Source organism: Sulfolobus acidocaldarius SUSAZ, assembly GCA_000508305.1.
Lineage (GTDB): Archaea > Thermoproteota > Thermoprotei_A > Sulfolobales > Sulfolobaceae > Sulfolobus > Sulfolobus acidocaldarius_A.
In genome coordinates this window covers 557,197-575,034 of record CP006977.1, presented here as the reverse complement: position 1 = coordinate 575,034, position 17,838 = coordinate 557,197, and the positions used below count along the sequence as shown (strand labels likewise).

General features: G+C 34.4%; 20 protein-coding genes and 3 tRNA genes. 8 read left to right on the top strand and 15 right to left on the bottom strand.

Features of this window, described 5'->3' with window-relative positions:
- From SUSAZ_03530 to SUSAZ_03470, 11 genes are all read right to left on the bottom strand, one after another.
- The gene (locus SUSAZ_03530; GenBank protein ID AHC51136.1) at window positions 1–267 is read right to left on the bottom strand and encodes a hypothetical protein; all 267 of its coding nucleotides are present in this window, start codon (window positions 265–267) and stop codon (window positions 1–3) included.
- On the bottom strand, window positions 260–922 hold the full coding sequence (locus tag SUSAZ_03525; GenBank protein AHC52446.1) for a hypothetical protein: 663 nt from the start codon (window positions 920–922) through the stop codon (window positions 260–262). Before SUSAZ_03525 ends, SUSAZ_03530 begins: the two co-directional genes overlap by 8 nt.
- The gene (locus SUSAZ_03520) at window positions 897–1,787 is read right to left on the bottom strand and encodes a porphobilinogen deaminase (GenBank protein AHC51135.1); all 891 of its coding nucleotides are present in this window, start codon (window positions 1,785–1,787) and stop codon (window positions 897–899) included. Before SUSAZ_03520 ends, SUSAZ_03525 begins: the two co-directional genes overlap by 26 nt.
- On the bottom strand, window positions 1,784–3,046 hold the full coding sequence (locus SUSAZ_03515) for a glutamate-1-semialdehyde 2,1-aminomutase (GenBank protein ID AHC51134.1): 1,263 nt from the start codon (window positions 3,044–3,046) through the stop codon (window positions 1,784–1,786). Before SUSAZ_03515 ends, SUSAZ_03520 begins: the two co-directional genes overlap by 4 nt.
- Complete coding sequence (locus tag SUSAZ_03510; protein AHC51133.1) at window positions 3,043–4,053, bottom strand: delta-aminolevulinic acid dehydratase; 1,011 nt, start codon at window positions 4,051–4,053, stop codon at window positions 3,043–3,045. The genes SUSAZ_03515 and SUSAZ_03510 overlap by 4 nt, the downstream gene beginning before the upstream one ends.
- Window positions 4,007–5,251 (bottom strand): glutamyl-tRNA reductase, encoded by a 1,245-nt coding sequence (locus SUSAZ_03505; GenBank protein AHC52445.1) that lies wholly within the window; start codon window positions 5,249–5,251, stop codon window positions 4,007–4,009. Before SUSAZ_03505 ends, SUSAZ_03510 begins: the two co-directional genes overlap by 47 nt.
- Window positions 5,241–5,897 (bottom strand): siroheme synthase, encoded by a 657-nt coding sequence (locus tag SUSAZ_03500; GenBank protein ID AHC51132.1) that lies wholly within the window; start codon window positions 5,895–5,897, stop codon window positions 5,241–5,243. Before SUSAZ_03500 ends, SUSAZ_03505 begins: the two co-directional genes overlap by 11 nt.
- Window positions 5,898–5,954: 57 nt before the next feature.
- Entirely contained in the window at window positions 5,955–6,863 is a 909-nt protein-coding gene (locus SUSAZ_03495) for an endonuclease (protein ID AHC51131.1), read from the bottom strand.
- Window positions 6,864–7,016: 153 nt separating this feature from the next.
- Window positions 7,017–7,241 carry a hypothetical protein gene (locus tag SUSAZ_03490; protein AHC51130.1) on the bottom strand — a complete coding sequence of 75 codons (225 nt, stop codon included), beginning with the start codon at window positions 7,239–7,241 and terminating at the stop codon, window positions 7,017–7,019.
- 2,417 nt (window positions 7,242–9,658) lie between these two features.
- Window positions 9,659–9,934 (bottom strand): elongation factor 1-beta, encoded by a 276-nt coding sequence (locus SUSAZ_03475; protein ID AHC51129.1) that lies wholly within the window; start codon window positions 9,932–9,934, stop codon window positions 9,659–9,661.
- A 10-nt stretch (window positions 9,935–9,944) separates the two neighbouring features.
- On the bottom strand, window positions 9,945–10,157 hold the full coding sequence (locus SUSAZ_03470) for an RNA-binding protein (GenBank protein ID AHC51128.1): 213 nt from the start codon (window positions 10,155–10,157) through the stop codon (window positions 9,945–9,947).
- Between the two features lie 39 nt (window positions 10,158–10,196).
- On the opposite strand from SUSAZ_03470, the gene SUSAZ_03465 reads away from it, so the two are divergent.
- Window positions 10,197–10,559 (top strand): peptidyl-tRNA hydrolase, encoded by a 363-nt coding sequence (locus SUSAZ_03465; protein AHC51127.1) that lies wholly within the window; start codon window positions 10,197–10,199, stop codon window positions 10,557–10,559.
- On the top strand, window positions 10,556–11,677 hold the full coding sequence (locus tag SUSAZ_03460) for a tRNA pseudouridine synthase D (GenBank protein ID AHC51126.1): 1,122 nt from the start codon (window positions 10,556–10,558) through the stop codon (window positions 11,675–11,677). The genes SUSAZ_03465 and SUSAZ_03460 overlap by 4 nt, the downstream gene beginning before the upstream one ends.
- Here the strand turns inward: SUSAZ_03460 and aspC are convergent.
- Together aspC and SUSAZ_03450 are read right to left on the bottom strand one after the other, a co-directional pair.
- On the bottom strand, window positions 11,674–12,963 hold the full coding sequence (gene aspC / locus SUSAZ_03455) for an aspartyl-tRNA synthetase (protein ID AHC51125.1): 1,290 nt from the start codon (window positions 12,961–12,963) through the stop codon (window positions 11,674–11,676). The genes SUSAZ_03460 and aspC overlap by 4 nt on opposite strands.
- Before the next feature lie 3 nt (window positions 12,964–12,966).
- Window positions 12,967–13,473, bottom strand: coding sequence for a transcription elongation factor NusA (locus tag SUSAZ_03450; GenBank protein ID AHC51124.1), 507 nt, complete (start codon window positions 13,471–13,473; stop codon window positions 12,967–12,969).
- Window positions 13,474–13,542: 69 nt separating this feature from the next.
- Here SUSAZ_03450 and SUSAZ_03445 point away from each other — a divergent pair, with 69 nt between their 5' ends.
- A complete protein-coding gene (locus SUSAZ_03445; protein AHC51123.1) occupies window positions 13,543–13,713 on the top strand; it encodes a 50S ribosomal protein L40 in 171 nt (56 codons plus the stop codon).
- Here SUSAZ_03445 and SUSAZ_03440 read toward each other — a convergent pair.
- Entirely contained in the window at window positions 13,710–14,270 is a 561-nt protein-coding gene (locus tag SUSAZ_03440; GenBank protein AHC51122.1) for a nucleotidyltransferase, read from the bottom strand. The two genes, SUSAZ_03445 and SUSAZ_03440, sit on opposite strands and share 4 nt — an antisense overlap.
- Window positions 14,271–14,340: 70 nt before the next feature.
- Between SUSAZ_03440 and SUSAZ_03435 the strand changes: the two genes are divergently transcribed.
- Window positions 14,341–14,432 (top strand) — tRNA-Cys (locus SUSAZ_03435).
- Window positions 14,433–14,471: 39 nt separating this feature from the next.
- Complete coding sequence (locus tag SUSAZ_03430; GenBank protein AHC51121.1) at window positions 14,472–16,094, top strand: acetolactate synthase; 1,623 nt, start codon at window positions 14,472–14,474, stop codon at window positions 16,092–16,094.
- Between the two features lie 16 nt (window positions 16,095–16,110).
- Here SUSAZ_03430 and SUSAZ_03425 read toward each other — a convergent pair.
- Window positions 16,111–16,212, bottom strand: a tRNA-Lys gene (locus tag SUSAZ_03425).
- Window positions 16,213–16,528: 316 nt separating this feature from the next.
- Between SUSAZ_03425 and SUSAZ_03420 the strand changes: the two genes are divergently transcribed.
- From SUSAZ_03420 to SUSAZ_03410, 3 genes are all read left to right on the top strand, one after another.
- On the top strand, window positions 16,529–17,458 hold the full coding sequence (locus SUSAZ_03420; GenBank protein ID AHC51120.1) for an NAD-dependent dehydratase: 930 nt from the start codon (window positions 16,529–16,531) through the stop codon (window positions 17,456–17,458).
- Window positions 17,439–17,681 (top strand): hypothetical protein, encoded by a 243-nt coding sequence (locus SUSAZ_03415; GenBank protein AHC52444.1) that lies wholly within the window; start codon window positions 17,439–17,441, stop codon window positions 17,679–17,681. The genes SUSAZ_03420 and SUSAZ_03415 overlap by 20 nt, the downstream gene beginning before the upstream one ends.
- 61 nt (window positions 17,682–17,742) lie before the next feature.
- Window positions 17,743–17,838: transfer RNA gene (locus SUSAZ_03410), tRNA-Lys, on the top strand.

The window sequence follows — 17,838 nt, the reverse complement described above, 5'->3', positions numbered from 1 at the left end:
TTATTCCCTGTTTCTTATCTTATCTTCTATTTCGTTCTTTACATTTTTAGGCATTATCAAATTTACATGGTCTCTTAGAACTTTTCCCTTCTTATCCACCATTACAGCAAACTCATAAACACCATTATTAGTTTCAAACCTTCCATATGTGGAAATTTTATCCCTAAAACTTTGAGAAAACCTAATTTCAAAAGTTTTCTCATCTATTTCTCCAACATTCTTTCTTAAAATTGAAAGAATTAATTTTTTCAATTCACCTTCATCCATTACTATCCCTCAGCAAGTCAGATATTATATTTAAAACTCCGTTTATATCATGTTGCTTTGCTTCATATATATTATTTACTCCTTCTAAAGCAGATGAAGTAATTGGTCCTATACTTACTATTTTAACACAATTAGATATAGAATCTTTTATCAAACTTGCTATCTTGGAACTAGTAACTACCACAATATCTACTCTACATTCTTTAATGAGTGATTTTGCACGTTCAAGATTATGCTCAATTACTTCAAGGTCATAGTCAACAAGAAAAACAACATTCCTTATCAATTCTCGATCTCTTTCATATCCTACCTTACTTCTCACAACTACAGGGTTTTTTAACCCATCATTCAACATCAGCTGAATCATGCTATTCACTGTAAATTCTGAGGGAACCTTTACATCAGAAAACCCCTTATTCGTTATTGCCATTGCAGTCGATCTACCCACAGCGTAAATTTTACTGAGGCGAATACGATCAAAATCCTTAAAACACATAACGCCATTTACACTAGTAAATCCAATTCCGTCAATTTGATCAAGAATCTCATTATCATATTTCACACAACGAATCTCGAAAATAGGAATATTTATAATTTCTACGTTATTTATAGTGGGTATCTTAGAATTTTCAGGTCGTAACAGAAGAATTTTCATGTTTAAGCACCTTTATCATATCCTTAACTACTTTTTCGCCTACAGTAGTTGGATCTCCCCTGTATATTCCTTCTATAGTAATTTTTTTCTTGTTATCGATAACATATGTAGATATAACATTAAACTCGTTATCAGATATCATCGAAGCTAAAATCCCTATGGGCGAATGACAACCACCTCCTAAAAGCTTCACTACGGCTCTCTCCACTAGCGCTTCTTTAAGAGTTCTCTCGTCATTCAATTCTCTAAATAGAGCATTCAGTTCTTCATTTACTCTGCCTACTATAGCTATTATCCCTTGATTAGCCTCAGGCGTTATTATTTTTGGATCTATTTTATAATACCTAACATCAGCGTTTAGCCTTTTAATTGCTGCTTCAGCAATCACTATTCCGTCATATTCCTTCGATCTATATTTTTTCAACCTAGTATCAATGTTTCCTCTAAGATCTTTTACAACTAGATCTCTTCTGTAGAAAGAGATCATACTTCTTCTTCTAATACTACTTGTGCCTATTACTTTGCCAGATTCGATATTAAACAAATCTTTTTCAGCAACTAAGGAATCATATGGGGAATCCCTAGGCAAAACCCCATACAAAACTAATTTCTCGTTCATATCACTTAGCATGTCTTTCATACTATGTACAGCAATATCAGCTTCTCCGTTTATTACTGCTTCATTAACTTCTTTCTCAAAGACACCTTTACCAAGGCTATTTAATGGTTTATCTTGAAATAAATCAGCTTTTGTTTTCACGACTATAAGTTCTGTCTCTATGCCCAGATTCCTAAGTTTTTCCTCTACAATCTTAACTTGAATTCTACTTAAAAGGCTCCCACGTGCAGCTATTCTTATTCTCATAACTCCTGAACCACTTTTCTCAGTATTTCCAATGTAGTATTTACTACTGCATCTTTGTGTGCATATGATGTGAATATGGTTTCAAATTGACTTGGTGGAATAAATACGCCTCTTTGAAGTAACAAGTTATGGAATTTTTGATACATTTCTTTATTAGCTAATTTCGCTTCTGTTGCATTCGAAACCTTTTTGACTCCAAAGAACACCTGAAACATACTTCCTATATGATTTATGACGAAATTATTTGGAATTTTCTTATCTAATGCATTAATTAATTCTTCTAATATTACATTCACAGCTCTATTAGCTACTTCATGAACATTTTCTCGCTCTAAAACTTCTATAGTAGCTAATCCAGCTGTCATAGTTAACGGATTTGCATTAAATGTACCTGCATTGAATACCTTACCGGCTGGTGTTAACATATCAATTATTTCCTTTTTTCCAGCTACTGCTCCTATAGGCAAACCGCCACCAATTATCTTTCCTAATGTGGTTAAATCTGGGGTAACATTAAACGTACCTTGGGCACCACCTAAACCTAATCTAAATCCAGTTATAACTTCGTCAAATATTAAAACAGAATTATAAGTTAGTGTAATTTCCCTTAGCCTCTCTAAAAAATCCTCATCGGGTAGGATAACCCCCATATTTCCCATAACTGGTTCTACGATTACTCCAGCTATATCTTCACTTTTGGATAATTTTTCTACACATTCGGCGTCATTATACTCACAAATTCTAATTGTATTAACTATACTCTTAGGAATTCCATTATAAACATTCACGTTAAATTCGGTAAATGCACTTCCTGCATCTAACAGAAGATAGTCATGTGCGCCATGATAATTTCCATGAAATTTTATTATTTTTTCTCTTCCTGTATACGCCCTGGCAAGCCTTAACGCTAACATTGTAGCTTCAGTTCCACTATTCACAAATCTTATTTTTTGAGCTGATGGAAGATGATGGGATATCTTTCTTGCCAATTCTATTTCAATAGGGCTTGGTGTACCATATAACCAACCTTTATTAACTTGTTCTATAATTTTTTTACTTACATATTCATTAGCATGCCCAAGTATTAGAGGGCCGTAACCTAACACATAATCTATTAATTGTTTATTATCAGCTGTATACAGGTATGCTCCTTCTGCCTTTTCCACATAAAAAGGATAAGGTTTTACTGCGGCTCTTACTGGACTGTTTACTCCCCCTGCAAAAAAATGACTAGCTATATTCCAATATTTTTCACTCAAAATGGAACACCTTCTCTTATCCACTCAGCTATTTTTTCGGCATAGTAGGTTATTATTAGATCAGCTCCTGCTCTCTTTATCGCTGTAGTTATCTCTAGAACGGCAGTCTTTTCATCTATCCAACCATTTATGGCAGCGGCTTTTATCATACTATATTCGCCACTAACGTGATAGGCAGCCAATGGATACTCAGGAAATTCATCTTTAACTATCCTTATTACATCTAAGTATGTATGAGCAGGTTTCACCATTACGATATCTGCACCTTCCTCTATATCTAATTTCACTTCCTTTATAGCTTCATAAGAATTTCTTGGATCCATCTGATATCCTCTTCTATCTCCAAAAGAGGGCTTAGAATATGCAGCGTCTCTAAACGGTGAATAAAAAGTCGATGCGTATTTTGCACTATACGCCATTATAGCTACATCTTTATAGCCAGCCTCATCTAGATCTCGTCTTATTGCACCTACTACTCCATCCATCATCGACGAGGGTGCTATAACGTCTGCACCTGCTTCAGCTTGACTTACAGCTATCTTAGAGTGAATACGCAAACTCTCATCATTATCAATAACTAAGTTACCGTTTCTTCTTAGTACTATACCACAATGTCCATGGCTTATGTATTCATCTGTACATTCATCAGCTATAAGTAGAATTTGGTCTTTAAAGGATTCTCTAAGCATCTTCAAAGCTCTTTGAATTACACCATCTTTCGCGTATGCGGAGGAAGCTACTTCATCCTTATAGGCGGGAATCCCAAATAAAATTATATTTTTTATTCCTTTTTCCTTGACGTTTTCAACGTATTTTATTAGTTTATCGTTTGGAGGATACCTATAAACATCAGGCATACTCTGTATTTGCTCAGGCTCATTTATTCCATCTTTTACAAAAATTGGCAATATAAGATTAGCTGCGTTTAAGTGAGTTTGTGCAACAAAATCTCTCAACAACTTATTGCTTCTCAATCTTCTGGGTCTTAGTATCGGAAAATTGACCATTCTGAAACACCTCGATCAAATATTCAACTATTTGTTTCTTATTATTTGGATCTTTTCTTAAATCTTCTAATATGGGAGAAAAGACCTTTTTAATTAGCGAATATGTCATTTTGTCAATGATTTCTTTAATATTATCTTTATCAGCGTAATTTTTAAGTATCTCGTTAAATGCTCTGTCCACTTCTTTCTCTCTCATCCATTCTATTTCACTCATAAATCTAGAGACTAATCTATTTATATTATAATTATTTAATAACAACTCGAATTTCTGAATCTCTTCATTAATTATTGCTTCAGCTTTCTTAATATCCTCTCTTTTATTTAATACAATATTATCTGAAATAACTCTCAAATCATCCAAATAAATAACATTTGAAGTTTTATATACAACTGGAGGGACAGATAAATCTATTACTAGTTTAGGTTTATCTAAACGCAATTGAGACGGGTTAGAGTTATTTATAGCTATAAATACTAAATCGTATCCATTTACCTTTTGAAAATCTAAAAGTTCTGCATTATAACCAAATTTATTTGAAAGCTCCAATGCTCTGTCCAGGTTCCTATTAAAGATAGTTAAATTTCTTGCGCCATTATTTTTTAACATGAAGGATAACTTTGATCCTATTTCTCCCGCTCCTACTATTGCTATTTTTATGTCACTTAAATCGCCCATAACTTCTAATGATTTCTGTATTGCAATAGAGTAAATTCCTACTTTTCCCTTAGAAATATTAGTCAGTGATCTTACCTTTCTTCCTACCTTAATTGCTGCATTAAATAGTAACTCAATTTCTTCATTACACAGAGAATGTTTTTTACAACTGGTTAAGGCTTCCTTGATTTGACCTAAAATCTCATATTCGCCTATAGCTAATGAATCTAGTCCTGAGGCTACCTGATATAAATGATTTATGGCATCCTTACCTCTTAGTATAATTGCATTACTACTAATGTCCTTACCATGAGTTTCGTTTAATTTGCTTAGAATATCGTTTATTTTATTTCTATCTTTGGTATATAAATATAATTCTACGCGATTACAGGTTTGAAGCAAAGATACTTGTGTATCTGAAAAACGAATATTAATCAGATCTTTTTCTGGTATATAATGCTCGTATAACTTGCTTAATCCAATTGTCTTGTAAGTGTATACTATCGCATAATAATTATCAGTGTCAATTATGTTATCTACCATAGATAATCTCCCTCGCCCTCTGTATTGCTAGGTCTATTTCTCCTCGATCCACATAATACCTGAACTTATCGTCATAAAAAATTTTTGAATAAAACATAAAACGTATAGAGGGTTCAGTTACATTCAACTTAAGAATTTCTTTGACTTTACCCATTGTATCTACTAAGCTAAATATGTTTTCATTTAATATATTACTCCTTATTAAATCTAATATATATTTCGAAGTAAGACTAGATTTACCAAAGGTAGTAATTGCTATACCCACACCTTTCTCTATTCCATATATAGGTACTATAAAGTTAGATGAGTCAGGATTTGTCGGATTATTACATAACTTTCCTAATTTTTTACAAGTCTCACAAATTCTTTCATTTAATTCTTTATCATTAGTCGCAACTACTATAATGTTAAACCTTGATAGAAAGTTCTCTGGAAGATAACGCGCGTCATTCTTTATTAAATGAATGTTATCAAATAGCCTTAACTCATTTTCATCCTTAAATTCTAAACTTACAACATATACAATAGCCTTTGACTCAGCAAATTTCAATGCCCTTTTAGTACCAACCTTTCCACCACCTACTACTAGAACCTTTAATCCTTCAACGTTTATGAATAATGGTAAATATGATGATAAATTTGACACAATCATTTAAAGTAAAACAATAAATTTAAACTCAACGGGTAAATTTATTCAAAATAATTAAAACCACTGATCAAGACCTGTCTGTTTTTCGACTGACTTAGCTTCTTTTATAGCCTTCTTTAATCTCTCTATTCCGTTATTTACACGATCTTCATTAAAATCATGATTTTTAACCAAAAGTTCTACTATTTCCCTCTCATCACATTCTGCTAATTCTAGTCGTTCAGTAGGCTTTTTAACGTCAGGTGTAATGAATAATTTTCTTATCTCTCGTATATCAAAGTTTATTTTAGATAATTGAATTTCGCCTTTTTCTATTGCGTTCTCGATATTATTATATTTCTTTATAATCCTTAATGCCGTCTTTACACCAACTCCTTTAACTCCGTCTGGATTGTAATCTGTGCCTATAAGAATCGCGATGTCTATTAACTGTTCTCTACTAATGCCGAGTTTTTTTAATAAACTCTCTAGTTCTATCAACTCAGGCTTTATTTCTACATAAACATCCTTATTTGGAAGCTTTCTTTTACCTGAAATTGTTATGTTTCTGACTAATCTTTTAGCGCCAAATAATAAGGAATCATAATCTTGGCTGGCAGCAGCCCAGGAGAGATCAATTGAATTTATATAAGCTGCCTCAGCCTCTCCTTCTCCTGGAGCTTGAACTACAGGTATACCCATAGCATCTAATAGTTTTTTACTTTCCTCTACCATTTCATTGCTTAATCTAACAGCAGCCTGCGCATATTTTCTAATTTCTCTATACTCCCCCTCTAACTTAGCTTTCTCTAATTTCTTTTCTGCCTCCTCCTTAGCTCTTTTCCTTCTTTCAATTTCTTCACTCTTTTTTTCAGGTGGCTTTCCATCAAATACAAAAATGGGGATTATTCCACTTTCTATTATGCTTATAGTCCTATAAAATAGCCCATTTAAATGGCTCGTTATTCTGCCTTTACTGTCAATTAAAGGTGTCCCATCAGGCTGTCTTATTGCAGCTAAAAACTGATAAATTGTGTTGTAAGCATCTATACTAATTTTCTTTCCTTTCATCTCATTTAAGTTAATCTCTCTCTTAACATCTTCAACTATTTCGCCTAAATCTACACCTATTATAAATCACCCTTGAGAAATACTAACCATTCTAACATTCTCCTTAACTAATACGACATGTAAATATCCTCTCATTTCAAGCTTCATTAAAGCCTTTAAAAAATCAGAAAAAGAAACTTCATATCCTACGCTTTTTTTAACTTCCTGATATAGTTCTTGATCAGTCACAGGCGAACGTTTCTTCACTCTTTCTAGGATTACATAATGTAAAGGAATTTCCCTCCAAGACATAATCTCACGTAAAGGTACTTGGCTTTATATTAGTTCTTGGCAACTGTTGTCTTGCTTTCTCTAACCAGTTCTGATAGAACTGTATCATATCCTGGGTCACTGATGGTCTGACCTTCTTAAGTGCTACATCAAAATGCTTTCTCTCTACTATCCTCCCTTTTTCAGCCATGCAATCTCTTATTTTCTTTTCTCTGCACTCTATATCGCTCTTCTTGCACTCATTATTTGCCTCTCCCATACATTCAGCCATTTGCTCTCTTATAGCTCTTAACGCTGCTTCCCTCACTACAGCTGCCAGGTCTGCTCCTGTATATCCTTCTGCTTTTTCTGCGATATCCTCAAGTGACACATCTTCAGCCAATGGCACATTTTTAGTGTGAACCTTCAAAATCTCAAACCTTGCAGTCTTATCAGGCGGAGGAACATAAATCAACCTATCAAACCTACCAGGCCTAAGCAAAGCAGGATCCAAAATATCAGGCCTATTAGTAGCAGCGATAACTACTACATTTTCCAGTTTTTCTATTCCGTCCATTTCTGCTAGTAGTTGGTTTACTATTCTTTCTGTTACTCCGCTGTCTGTTGATAGTCCTCTTATTGGTGCTATTGAGTCTATTTCGTCGAAGAATATTACTGTTGGTGCTGCTTGTCTTGCTTTTCTGAATATTTCTCTTATTGCTTTTTCACTTTCCCCAACCCATTTTGATAGTATTTCTGGTCCCCTTACTGCTATGAAGTTTGCACCACTCTCTGTTGCAACAGCCTTTGCAAGCATAGTCTTACCAGTACCAGGAGGACCAAACAACAAAATACCCTTAGGAGGCTCTATACTCATGTTCTCATAAACTTCTCTGTATTTCAAAGGATATTCAACTACCTCCCTAAGTTCTTCCTTGACCTCTTCTAAGCCACCTATGTCAAACCAATGTACTTCAGGTACCTCTATGTATATCTCTCTAAGTCCGCTAGGAACTATATCTTTAAATGCTTTGAGAAAGTCATCCATTCTTACTTCCATCTTTTCTAGTATCTCTGGCGGAATCTTATCTTGGCTAAGATCGATCATCTGTATGTACCTTCTAAGCGCATTCATTGCTGCCTCTCGAACAAGTGCAGATAAATCAGCACCAGTGTATCCATGAGTCATCTCTGCTAATTTATGTAAATCCACATCTTTAGATAGCGGCATATTCCTAGTATGTATCTGTAGAATCTCTAACCTACCCTGCTTATCAGGTAGGGGTATTTCAATTTCTCTATCGAACCTACCTGGTCTTCTTAACGCTGGATCTACAGCATTAGGTCTGTTAGTAGCAGCAATAACTATTACATTTCCTCTATTCTCAAGACCATCCATGAGTGTTAATAATTGAGCTACTACCCTTCTTTCAACTTCTCCTATAACTTCATCTCTTTTAGGCGCTATAGCATCTATCTCGTCGATAAAAATTATAGCAGGTGCGTGTTTCTTAGCGTCTTCAAAGATCTCTCTTAACCTCTGTTCACTTTCACCATAAAATTTACTCATTATTTCTGGACCGTTTATAGATGTAAAATACGCATCAGTTTCATTTGCTACAGCCTTAGCTAATAAGGTCTTACCGACACCTGGAGGACCATAGAGTAAAATACCCTTAGGAGGCTCTATTCCTAACCTCTTAAATAGCTCTGGATGTCTTAATGGTAGTTCTACTAATTCTCTAATTTTTTGTATTATCTCTTTCATTCCACCTATGTCTTCATACGTAACTCTAGGATATCTGGTCTGTTCAACTGGCTTCTCTGATATCGTAATGCTGGTCTCGTCTGATACTATAACTATTCCTTGTGGTCTTACTTGAACTACTGTAAACGGAATTGCCTGTCCCAATACAGGAATTAAAACAGTATCACCCTCCACTAAAGGTGTATCCTTTAATTTTTTCTTAACATAAGATATGAAGCCCGGATCAACAGTAATGGAAAAATTAGATGGTGCTAATCTCACACTTGTAGCTACTTTAGGATTAGATTTTCTTACTATCACCTTGTCTCCTATTGAAACACCTGCATTTTTACGTGTAATGCCATCCATTCTTATGATATATTTATCTTCATCATTCAATACATCCTCTGGTGCCAAAGGCCATGCTATAGCTGCGGTCTTTCTTTGACCTTCTAATTCTACAACTTCTCCAGGATTCACACCTATTTGGGAAAGAAGGTCTATGTCTATTCTTACCTTACCTCTCCCTACATCCTTTTGTTTAGCTTCAACTACTCTTAATACAAGCTCCTTCTTACCTGAAGGAGAAACTTCAGCACCTGCACTCAACTCTATCTCCAAAAAATATTACTTTATTGAGGTATAAGAACTTGAGCCTAAATGTATCTAACGATTTTGTTTACAACTACTTTTGAGAAAATATTATTTCTTATTAAAAACCTAATCTAGTCACATTAACTACTTCGGCATGACTTACTCCTTCAATCCCATTTACCAATTCTTCTAATTTATCCGTTCCACCTTCTGTGTTTTCAGGCATTTGTATATACGCTATCAATGCTTTTAATCCATAGGCTATAGGCTCTGTCTCATTCTTTACCAACCTATATCCTTCTGGCAATCTTTTCTTTATTTCTTCACTTAATTGTGTCAAATTAATTTCATCACTTTCCGGAAATACTTTAAGTATTACAAGTACATCTGCCACTTTAATCACCTTATGGACCTTCAAACCCACATTTCGGGCAGACATATACCACTACTTGTTTTCTACAGTAATAGCAACGCCTTATTAGAACTTGCCCACAATTAGGACAGTAGAACTCATCACCCTTCTCTCTGGGATGCAAAATCTTTCCACAGCTTGAGCATACAATCGGTTCTATCTCTTCTTTTAAGCTTAACCTAAAACTTACACCCATCGCATACATATTTTTAAATTAGCTTAAAAATTCACTCTTTACGATACTATGAAAATGGCTGTGCTCGTTAGAACAGACCTAGATATGGGAAAAGGGAAAATTGCAGCGCAAGTGGCTCATGCAGCGGTTTCATTAGTACTAGATATTGTTCAAAATAGATCCAAACTGGAGTGGAAAAAATGGTTAGAAACGTGGATAAGTCAAGGGCAACCGAAAATAGTCTTAAAGGTAAAAAATTTGGACGAATTGTTAGAAAGGTATAATAAGGCATTACAAAGTGGACTTCCAGCTATTATAATACAAGATGCAGGAAAAACTCAAATTGAACCCGGAACTATTACATGTATAGGTATAGGACCAGGACCAGAAGAAATGATTGACAATATAACTGGTGATCTGAAATTACTATGAATTACTCTGATCTGGACTCCTTCTTAGGTCTAGAGAAATACTACATTCAAGAGGAGTGGGAACCATTACAAATATCCATAAATAGACCTGAAGGGTTTAAGGTTATAGAAGAAATATCTGAAACTCCCGTAAATGAATGGAAAGGAGAAAGTAACGGAACTTATTCAGCTTATCTTTTAACAAAAAAAGGAATAGATCATTTTTCTGTAATCAATATGCTAAAAAAACTTATGAAGAGAAAAATCCATTATCTAGGCATAAAAGATGCGAATGCCATAACTCAACAAATAATTTACGTAAAGGGAAATCCACCAATTACTTCTTACGATAGCGGAAAATTTGAAATTCGATTTGTAGGACATTTTTCTCGTCAATTAAATCACACAGGTAATAGATTTGAAATTGAATTAAGCACAACAGACCAAAATGAGTTACAGAAGAGATTGCATAAATTATCAACTACAAAATTTCTCTTTGCGTACATAGGCTATCAAAGATTTGGAACAAAAAGACCTGTAACACATATAGTCGGAAAATATTTATTACTTAAAGATTGGTGCCAAGCGGTAGATTGGATAGTAGGACATCCATTCTCCACTGAAAATGAAAATTTGATTTATGCTAGAAGAGCGTATGAACAAAAAGACTTTGAAACATCATTGCAACTATTTCCCCGCAAATTTAAGGACGAGATAAACATATTGAAGTCTCTAATGAATGGAGATGACTGCCTTGCAGCAATTAAAAAAATTGTAACTCCACATGCATTTTTTGTAGAGGCTTATCAATCTTTTTTATATAATAAATATTTGTCGAAAATTGCAGATAGATTAAGAGGAAAAGAGTCTGAGGATTTAATGATAAGAATTCCGTCAGATTTATCTAACGTTAGTGATGACAATTTAAAGGAAATTGTACATGAGGAAAACATAGAAAATACAAGATTTAATGTAAAGGAATTAAAGATAAGACTCAGAGATTTTACTAGAAGTCCTTTTATGAAACTAAGAAATATTAAAATAAAACAAAACAAAATTTCCTTTTCATTAGACAGAGGCATGTATGCTACAACAGTATTGAGGGAAATATCAAGATATGATCCAAAATCTTACACTTAAGGTACGAGTCTCTTTTTATCTCTTGGGAATGGCACTATTTCTTTAACGTTATGAATTCCAGTTAACATCACTAAAAGTCTAGCAAAACCCATTCCAAATCCTGTGTGGGGAGGCATACCATAGTCGAACCATCTTAAGAAGAATTCAAAGTTCTCAGGCTTTAATCCTCTCTTTCGTAAGGAATCTTCTAGCACTTCTCTCTTATGGTTTCTGGTGCTACCTGAAGCTATCTCTAACCACCTGTATATTAAATCAAAACTTTCACTTACATTCGGATCGGTATCTTTAGACTTCGTATAGAACGGTCTAGACAGAGTAGGCCAATCTGTAATGAAGTATAAGTCTTCCTTTAACTCGTTATATAACACTCTAGACTCAGGTGTTCCTATATCGTCTCCAAATTTTATATTGTAACCCTTACTCTGTAGTATTTCTATTGCATCCTTATATGTGAGACGTTTTATAGGAATTTTTACATCAGGTAAGTTATGAGATAATATCTTCAATTCGTCTGAGGCCTCACTTTTTACAGAATTAACTATGTTATAAATTAGTTTCTCTAGAAGTTTCATCGTGTCTTCATAATTTCCAAATGCCATTTCTACATCCATACTTATGAACTCTGCTAAATGATATGGTGTGTCTGAATCTTCAGCTCTCCATGCAGGAGCAATCTCAAACACCTTTTCAACTACGCCAGCTAATAGCTCTTTGTATAACTGTGGACTTTGAGCTAAAAATGCAGTCTCTCCAAAATAAATAACAGAAAAGAGCTGAGCACCGCCCTCTGTGGCTGAGGCTATTATTTTCGGTGTAAATACTTCCACGAAACCCTCTTTATATAAAGTTTCTCTAAACGATTTCAGAGTAATATTTTGTATTTTTAATATAGATTGCATCTCCTGCCTTCTAAGATCTAATACTCTCTCCTTAAGCCTTGTATCTATATCTGCTTTAACTTTTCCACTTACATCTAACGGTAAAGGAGATTTGGCTTTGCTTAAGATTTTAATCTCTTTAGCATGAACTTCAACACCATTAGGTGCTCTATTATCTGCTTTAACAACTCCTTTTACCATTATTACGCTTTCTTGGCTTATATCTGATATTTCTTGAAATGAGGGACTTGATTTATCAACTACAATTTGTCCTATGCCAGTCTTATCTCTAAGTAATAAAAATTTCTTGCCTCCTAAATCCCTTATGTTATGCACCCAACCCGCTAAAGTAACTTCTTTTCCATCAAGATCTTGGGTCACATTTTTAATATAGTAGTCTTTCATCAATTCTCATTCCACCCTTATTCTAACTTGTGTAGAATGAATTTTAGATAATGCTTCTTCAAGAGAAGTTTCGTCGGCGGGTAAAAATCTTTTCTCTTGTTTTGATATTCTAACCACATATTGTACAGTTCCATCAGGTAACCACACTGTATTTACTCCTAATACTCTTGCTGGGGTGAGAAGTTGTACTGCAGTCGATTTTATGCTGTTTGACTTCTCTAATACTCTTACTCTAAGACCTATCTTTTCTTGTAATGCTTTAGCAACCTTTATCCATTTTTGATAAGACATCTGTGAACCGCTGGTAACTATAAGTATCAACAAATTGCCGACTTTGTACGATTTATGATAAGTAGAGTCTTTAAGCTCTCTAAACTGAGTTTCCTCTAATTCTATTAATTGTTTCAAAAGATCTACTTCAAAATTTTCTACTTCTCCTTTTTCTACTAGGGACTGACAACGGTTACATAATAAACCGCTTTTAACACAGATATAATCTAGTGGTATCTTCATCTTTTTTCACTCCGTTGTTACAATAATTTTTTGAACACTGAAACTGTTATATGTCATAAGGGGTTAAAAATGCCACTCACTGATCCAGTAAAACTACAAATTGTGCAACAAAGAGTATTTTTGAAAAAAATTTGTAGAGATTGTGGAGCATTAAACTCAATTAGAGCAACAAAATGCAGAAGATGCCACAGTTCAAATTTGAGAGCTAAAAAGAAAGAACTGCCTGCAAAGAAGAGCTAAAACATTATTCCGACTGATCTTAATCTCTCTGCAATACTTTTTGAATTTTCTTCAAATAAGTCAATATGTTTTCGTATATATTCCTTATTTATACTTAATTTACCTTCACCTATCATACTTACTATTCCCCTTAATTCGTCTTCGTCTTCTTCCCTGAAAGCGTTAGCCTTTAGAAGTAGGTAATCTTCAAGGGTAATTATTTTAAAGTATTCTTTTCCTATCTTAATCTCTTTAGCACTATTGATTATCTGTTCTGGTACAAAAAAGTCTTGAATGTTTTCATACATATCTACCTGAAGTGACTCAGCATCAAGTCCCACTATTAGCCTAGGAGTATCTATAGGTGTCTTTCCAAAATCCCAACCCCTTTCAAATGCAAAATCTCTAATTTTATCCTCATCAATCACTGTACTTATTGAAAGTACAAATAGATCTACATCACTCTCTATTCCCTTTTTACCCAATGATATATCCACAATTGTATCCCCAATGATTACAAAATCTGTTAATTCCCTTATTTCACTGAGAATTTCCCCTACCTTACTAAAATGTATCAAATCACATCAGTATGATATGGAAGTGAAAACATTAAAATACTTTCAAGGAATTATTAATCAATAGCTAGATGCCGGGGTGGCCGAGCGGTCTAAGGCGGCGGGCCGCAGAGTATAACACGCTGAGACCCGTTATTTTCGCGGGTTCAAATCCCGCCCCCGGCTTCTTAAAAAAATATAAGGATATATGATATTTGTCATCTCATGAGTCAGCCTAAAAGGAAAGAAGAGACTGTAGGTAAAGAAATGAAGGGAGAAGAGGCCATAGCTTATACTTTGAAGGATATAGGAATAAAGGAAGTATTCTTGACATATGATACACCAAGTTTATTGTTAGATCAACTTATTAAATATGAAATTAAACCAAATTTATGCAACTCTACGAGAGAAGCAGTTATTTTAGCAGACTCCTACTCTAGGGAAAACAACACAGTTGGAACTATCATACAAATTCCCGGTGTAAAATTATTAGAAGCAACTGATATAGTATCACAAGCATATGTTGATTCGCAACCACTACTAATCATTTCGTCCCTAAGATCATACAGGGATACAGGAAAGAGTAGGGTTGGCGAATTAAGAACACCTGATGATTTAATGGAAATTTTTAAACCTATCACAAAAATGGCTGAGAGAGTTCTTAACATAGAGGAGCTTATTTTTACTATAGAGAAAGGATATAAAGAGGCATTAAGTAACAGAAATAGACCTGCATATGTGGAAGTACCAGAAGACCTATTTAAACTAAAAGCTTATCCATTAACACCTGCAGAACAAAAACCTGAAAAGAAAGCCCCTGATAAGAATACAGTTGCAAAAGTTGCAGAGTTATTAAATAATTCTAAAAATCCTGTTATAATAGCAGGATATGGTATTTTAGCTTCAGGCACTCATAAAGAACTATTAGAACTCGCGGAATTACTTGACATCCCTGTTATATTAACCTTCAGAGCCAAAGGCTCTATTCCTAGTTCTCATCCATTATTTGCAGGTGAGGGTTTAGGGCTATTTGCAACAGAAGAGGGTAGGCATATAATAGAAGAGAGTGACCTAATAATAGGGTTAGGAACGAAATTTAACCAATTATCAACAGCTGGATGGTCAATGAAAATTAAAGGATACCTAGTAAACGTCAACGTAGATGGAGAAGATATATCAAAAGTATACATGCCTCATGTTCCTGTAGTAGCTGATGCAGGACTTTTCCTGAGAGAATTATTAAATACAATAAAGACTAAGATTAAAGAACCAATAAAAAGAGGTACAGCTGAGAAGATAAAGAAATTTAAAAAAGCTGTCTCGTTACCCACTCATTCAGAAATATGGCCCTATGATGTTGTGATGGCACTAGAAAACTATAACTTCAGTAAGATATTTGTAGATATCTCGTCCACTACACTAGATCTGGTTAGAATACCAGTTGAAAAGCCAAACACTTGGTTTACAAGTGAATCTTTAATTAATAGAAGTATAGGAGTTGGCGGTATATCAAGATCTAATGACGAAAATGTTATAGCCGTAACTGATATAAAAGGTGTTCTAGATAATGCTAGCATATTAGCTGCCAGAATGAATAAAGCTAAGGGTAAAATTCTCGTACTTAATGATGGAAAATCCAGCATATTAGATGTCGTCACGTCGGATATACCATCTATAGTTAAAACCGGACAGATAGAGCGATTTGATGAAGTATTAAGCAGAATGTTTAATGCAGTGAATGTATCAAATATAGAAGAGCTCAAAAAAGCCATAAATGAAAATACAGGAAATCTTAAGGTCATTAACGTAAAAATTGATCCTAATTTTGAATCCGTGTTGTTTAAATGAAAAATACAAAATAGCGCGGGCCCGCCGGGATTTGAACCCGGGACCTACGGGTATCCCCTCTACCTTGATACGGCTTAGATTAAGAGCCCGCCGCTCTACCTGGCTGAGCTACGGGCCCAGCTAAAAATGATGATATATGGGAAGTATAAAAAGTAATCGGGGAATTGTAACTTAACATCTTTGAGGTACAAGCAAACTGTAATAGCTTTAGATCGTAAATATTAGGCTAGTCATTTGATCATAAATAGCTTAGATGAAAAAATTCCCTAACCAAAATATACTATTTTACTGTTATCTGTTTCGGCTTAGAAATGAGTTATCATATATGGATATGGTATTTTTAGACAAGGTTTATATAATGCTAAAATTCTAGTACGTCTTTGTATTAAGATATTACATTTATATCTGGTAATTAAGTATGATATAAATGAATCATGTTGTACGTTGTTACTGGAGGAGCAGGATATATAGGTGGTCATCTAGTCGATACTTTAGTAAACCAGAATAAAGAAACTATAGTTATAGATAATTTCATGAATGGTAGATACATTAACAATAAAGCACTGTATTTAAATTTAGATTTAAGAGGTAATAATATTCTAGGTTTGAAAGTTCCAAAAGAGAGTATATTATACCACTTAGCAGCAAATCCAGATGTAAGAGATTCAATGACAAATACAATAGATCACTTTGAGATGGATGTAAAAGCCACACTAAATATATTAGAGGTTGCGAGAAAAAATGACGTATGTCTCTTTATTTTTGCTTCATCCTCAACAGTTTATGGGGAACCATCAAAGATTCCTACTCCTGAAGAAGAGCAAACGAATCCCATATCTAATTATGGTATTTTTAAGCTACTGGGAGAACAGTTAGTGAATTATTATTCAAGGGTATATGGAATCAAGAGTATTATAGTTAGGCTAGCTAATGTTATAGGAGGAAGAGTTACACATGGGGTAATTAAAGATTTTATCAATAAATTGAGATCTGACCCGAATAGATTACAGATACTGGGAAATGGGAAACAACGTAAAAGTTACATATATATTACAGATGTAATAGATGGATTTCAGGTTATGGAGAAATCTACTACTGATCAAGCTTCTGTATATAATCTGGGAAATGAGGATTGGATATCTGTGGATGAGATAGCTCGTATTGTTGAGGAGCAATTAAAACTTACTCCCGTTCATGAATACGTTGATGTAGGAGAAGGTAGAGGATGGCCAGGTGACGCCAGATATATGTTATTAGATATAACCAAGTTGAAGAAGTTAGGATGGAAACCTAAATATTCTTCAAAAGAAGCAGTGAGACTTGCAGTGAGGGATTATATCGAGAATGGCATGGCAAAGAATTAAGATAAAAGTTATAGGTTTAGTTCTGATAGCGGTTTCTATTGTAATTGTTTCATTGTCGTTCGCTATTATTTTTTTAAATCTACAGATAACATTTGGCTCGTTTAAGATTTCTGATATATTTATTAAAATAATTAATTTTTCTATTATTTTAGGCGTATCAATCTATGTTGCATATGTTGGATATTTAATGATATCCAGTAATTATGAAAGGAGAAAAGATTGAAGCTCTATTTCCAAACTGTCCGATTACTTTTTATACTTCCCATATATCATCATTTTTAGCTGGGCCCGTAGCTCAGCCAGGTAGAGCGGCGGGCTTTTAACCGCGGGTCGCGCGGGAAGCGACCCGTAGGTCCCGGGTTCAAATCCCGGCGGGCCCG

Bases quoted from the DNA above. Each gene is read 5' to 3' on its own strand.
- SUSAZ_03415 (AHC52444.1), top strand. From the start codon at position 17,439: ATGGCATGGCAAAGAATTAAGATAAAAGTTATAGGTTTAGTTCTGATA.
- SUSAZ_03525 (AHC52446.1), bottom strand. From the start codon at position 922: ATGAAAATTCTTCTGTTACGACCTGAAAATTCTAAGATACCCACTATA.
- SUSAZ_03490 (AHC51130.1), bottom strand. From the start codon at position 7,241: ATGTCTTGGAGGGAAATTCCTTTACATTATGTAATCCTAGAAAGAGTG.
- SUSAZ_03505 (AHC52445.1), bottom strand. From the start codon at position 5,251: ATGGTAGATAACATAATTGACACTGATAATTATTATGCGATAGTATAC.
- SUSAZ_03470 (AHC51128.1), bottom strand. From the start codon at position 10,157: ATGTATGCGATGGGTGTAAGTTTTAGGTTAAGCTTAAAAGAAGAGATA.
- SUSAZ_03460 (AHC51126.1), top strand. From the start codon at position 10,556: ATGAATTACTCTGATCTGGACTCCTTCTTAGGTCTAGAGAAATACTAC.
- SUSAZ_03465 (AHC51127.1), top strand. From the start codon at position 10,197: ATGAAAATGGCTGTGCTCGTTAGAACAGACCTAGATATGGGAAAAGGG.
- SUSAZ_03520 (AHC51135.1), bottom strand. From the start codon at position 1,787: ATGAGAATAAGAATAGCTGCACGTGGGAGCCTTTTAAGTAGAATTCAA.
- SUSAZ_03420 (AHC51120.1), top strand. From the start codon at position 16,529: ATGTTGTACGTTGTTACTGGAGGAGCAGGATATATAGGTGGTCATCTA.
- SUSAZ_03445 (AHC51123.1), top strand. From the start codon at position 13,543: ATGCCACTCACTGATCCAGTAAAACTACAAATTGTGCAACAAAGAGTA.
- SUSAZ_03530 (AHC51136.1), bottom strand. From the start codon at position 267: ATGGATGAAGGTGAATTGAAAAAATTAATTCTTTCAATTTTAAGAAAG.
- SUSAZ_03510 (AHC51133.1), bottom strand. From the start codon at position 4,053: ATGGTCAATTTTCCGATACTAAGACCCAGAAGATTGAGAAGCAATAAG.
- SUSAZ_03430 (AHC51121.1), top strand. From the start codon at position 14,472: ATGAGTCAGCCTAAAAGGAAAGAAGAGACTGTAGGTAAAGAAATGAAG.
- SUSAZ_03450 (AHC51124.1), bottom strand. From the start codon at position 13,473: ATGAAGATACCACTAGATTATATCTGTGTTAAAAGCGGTTTATTATGT.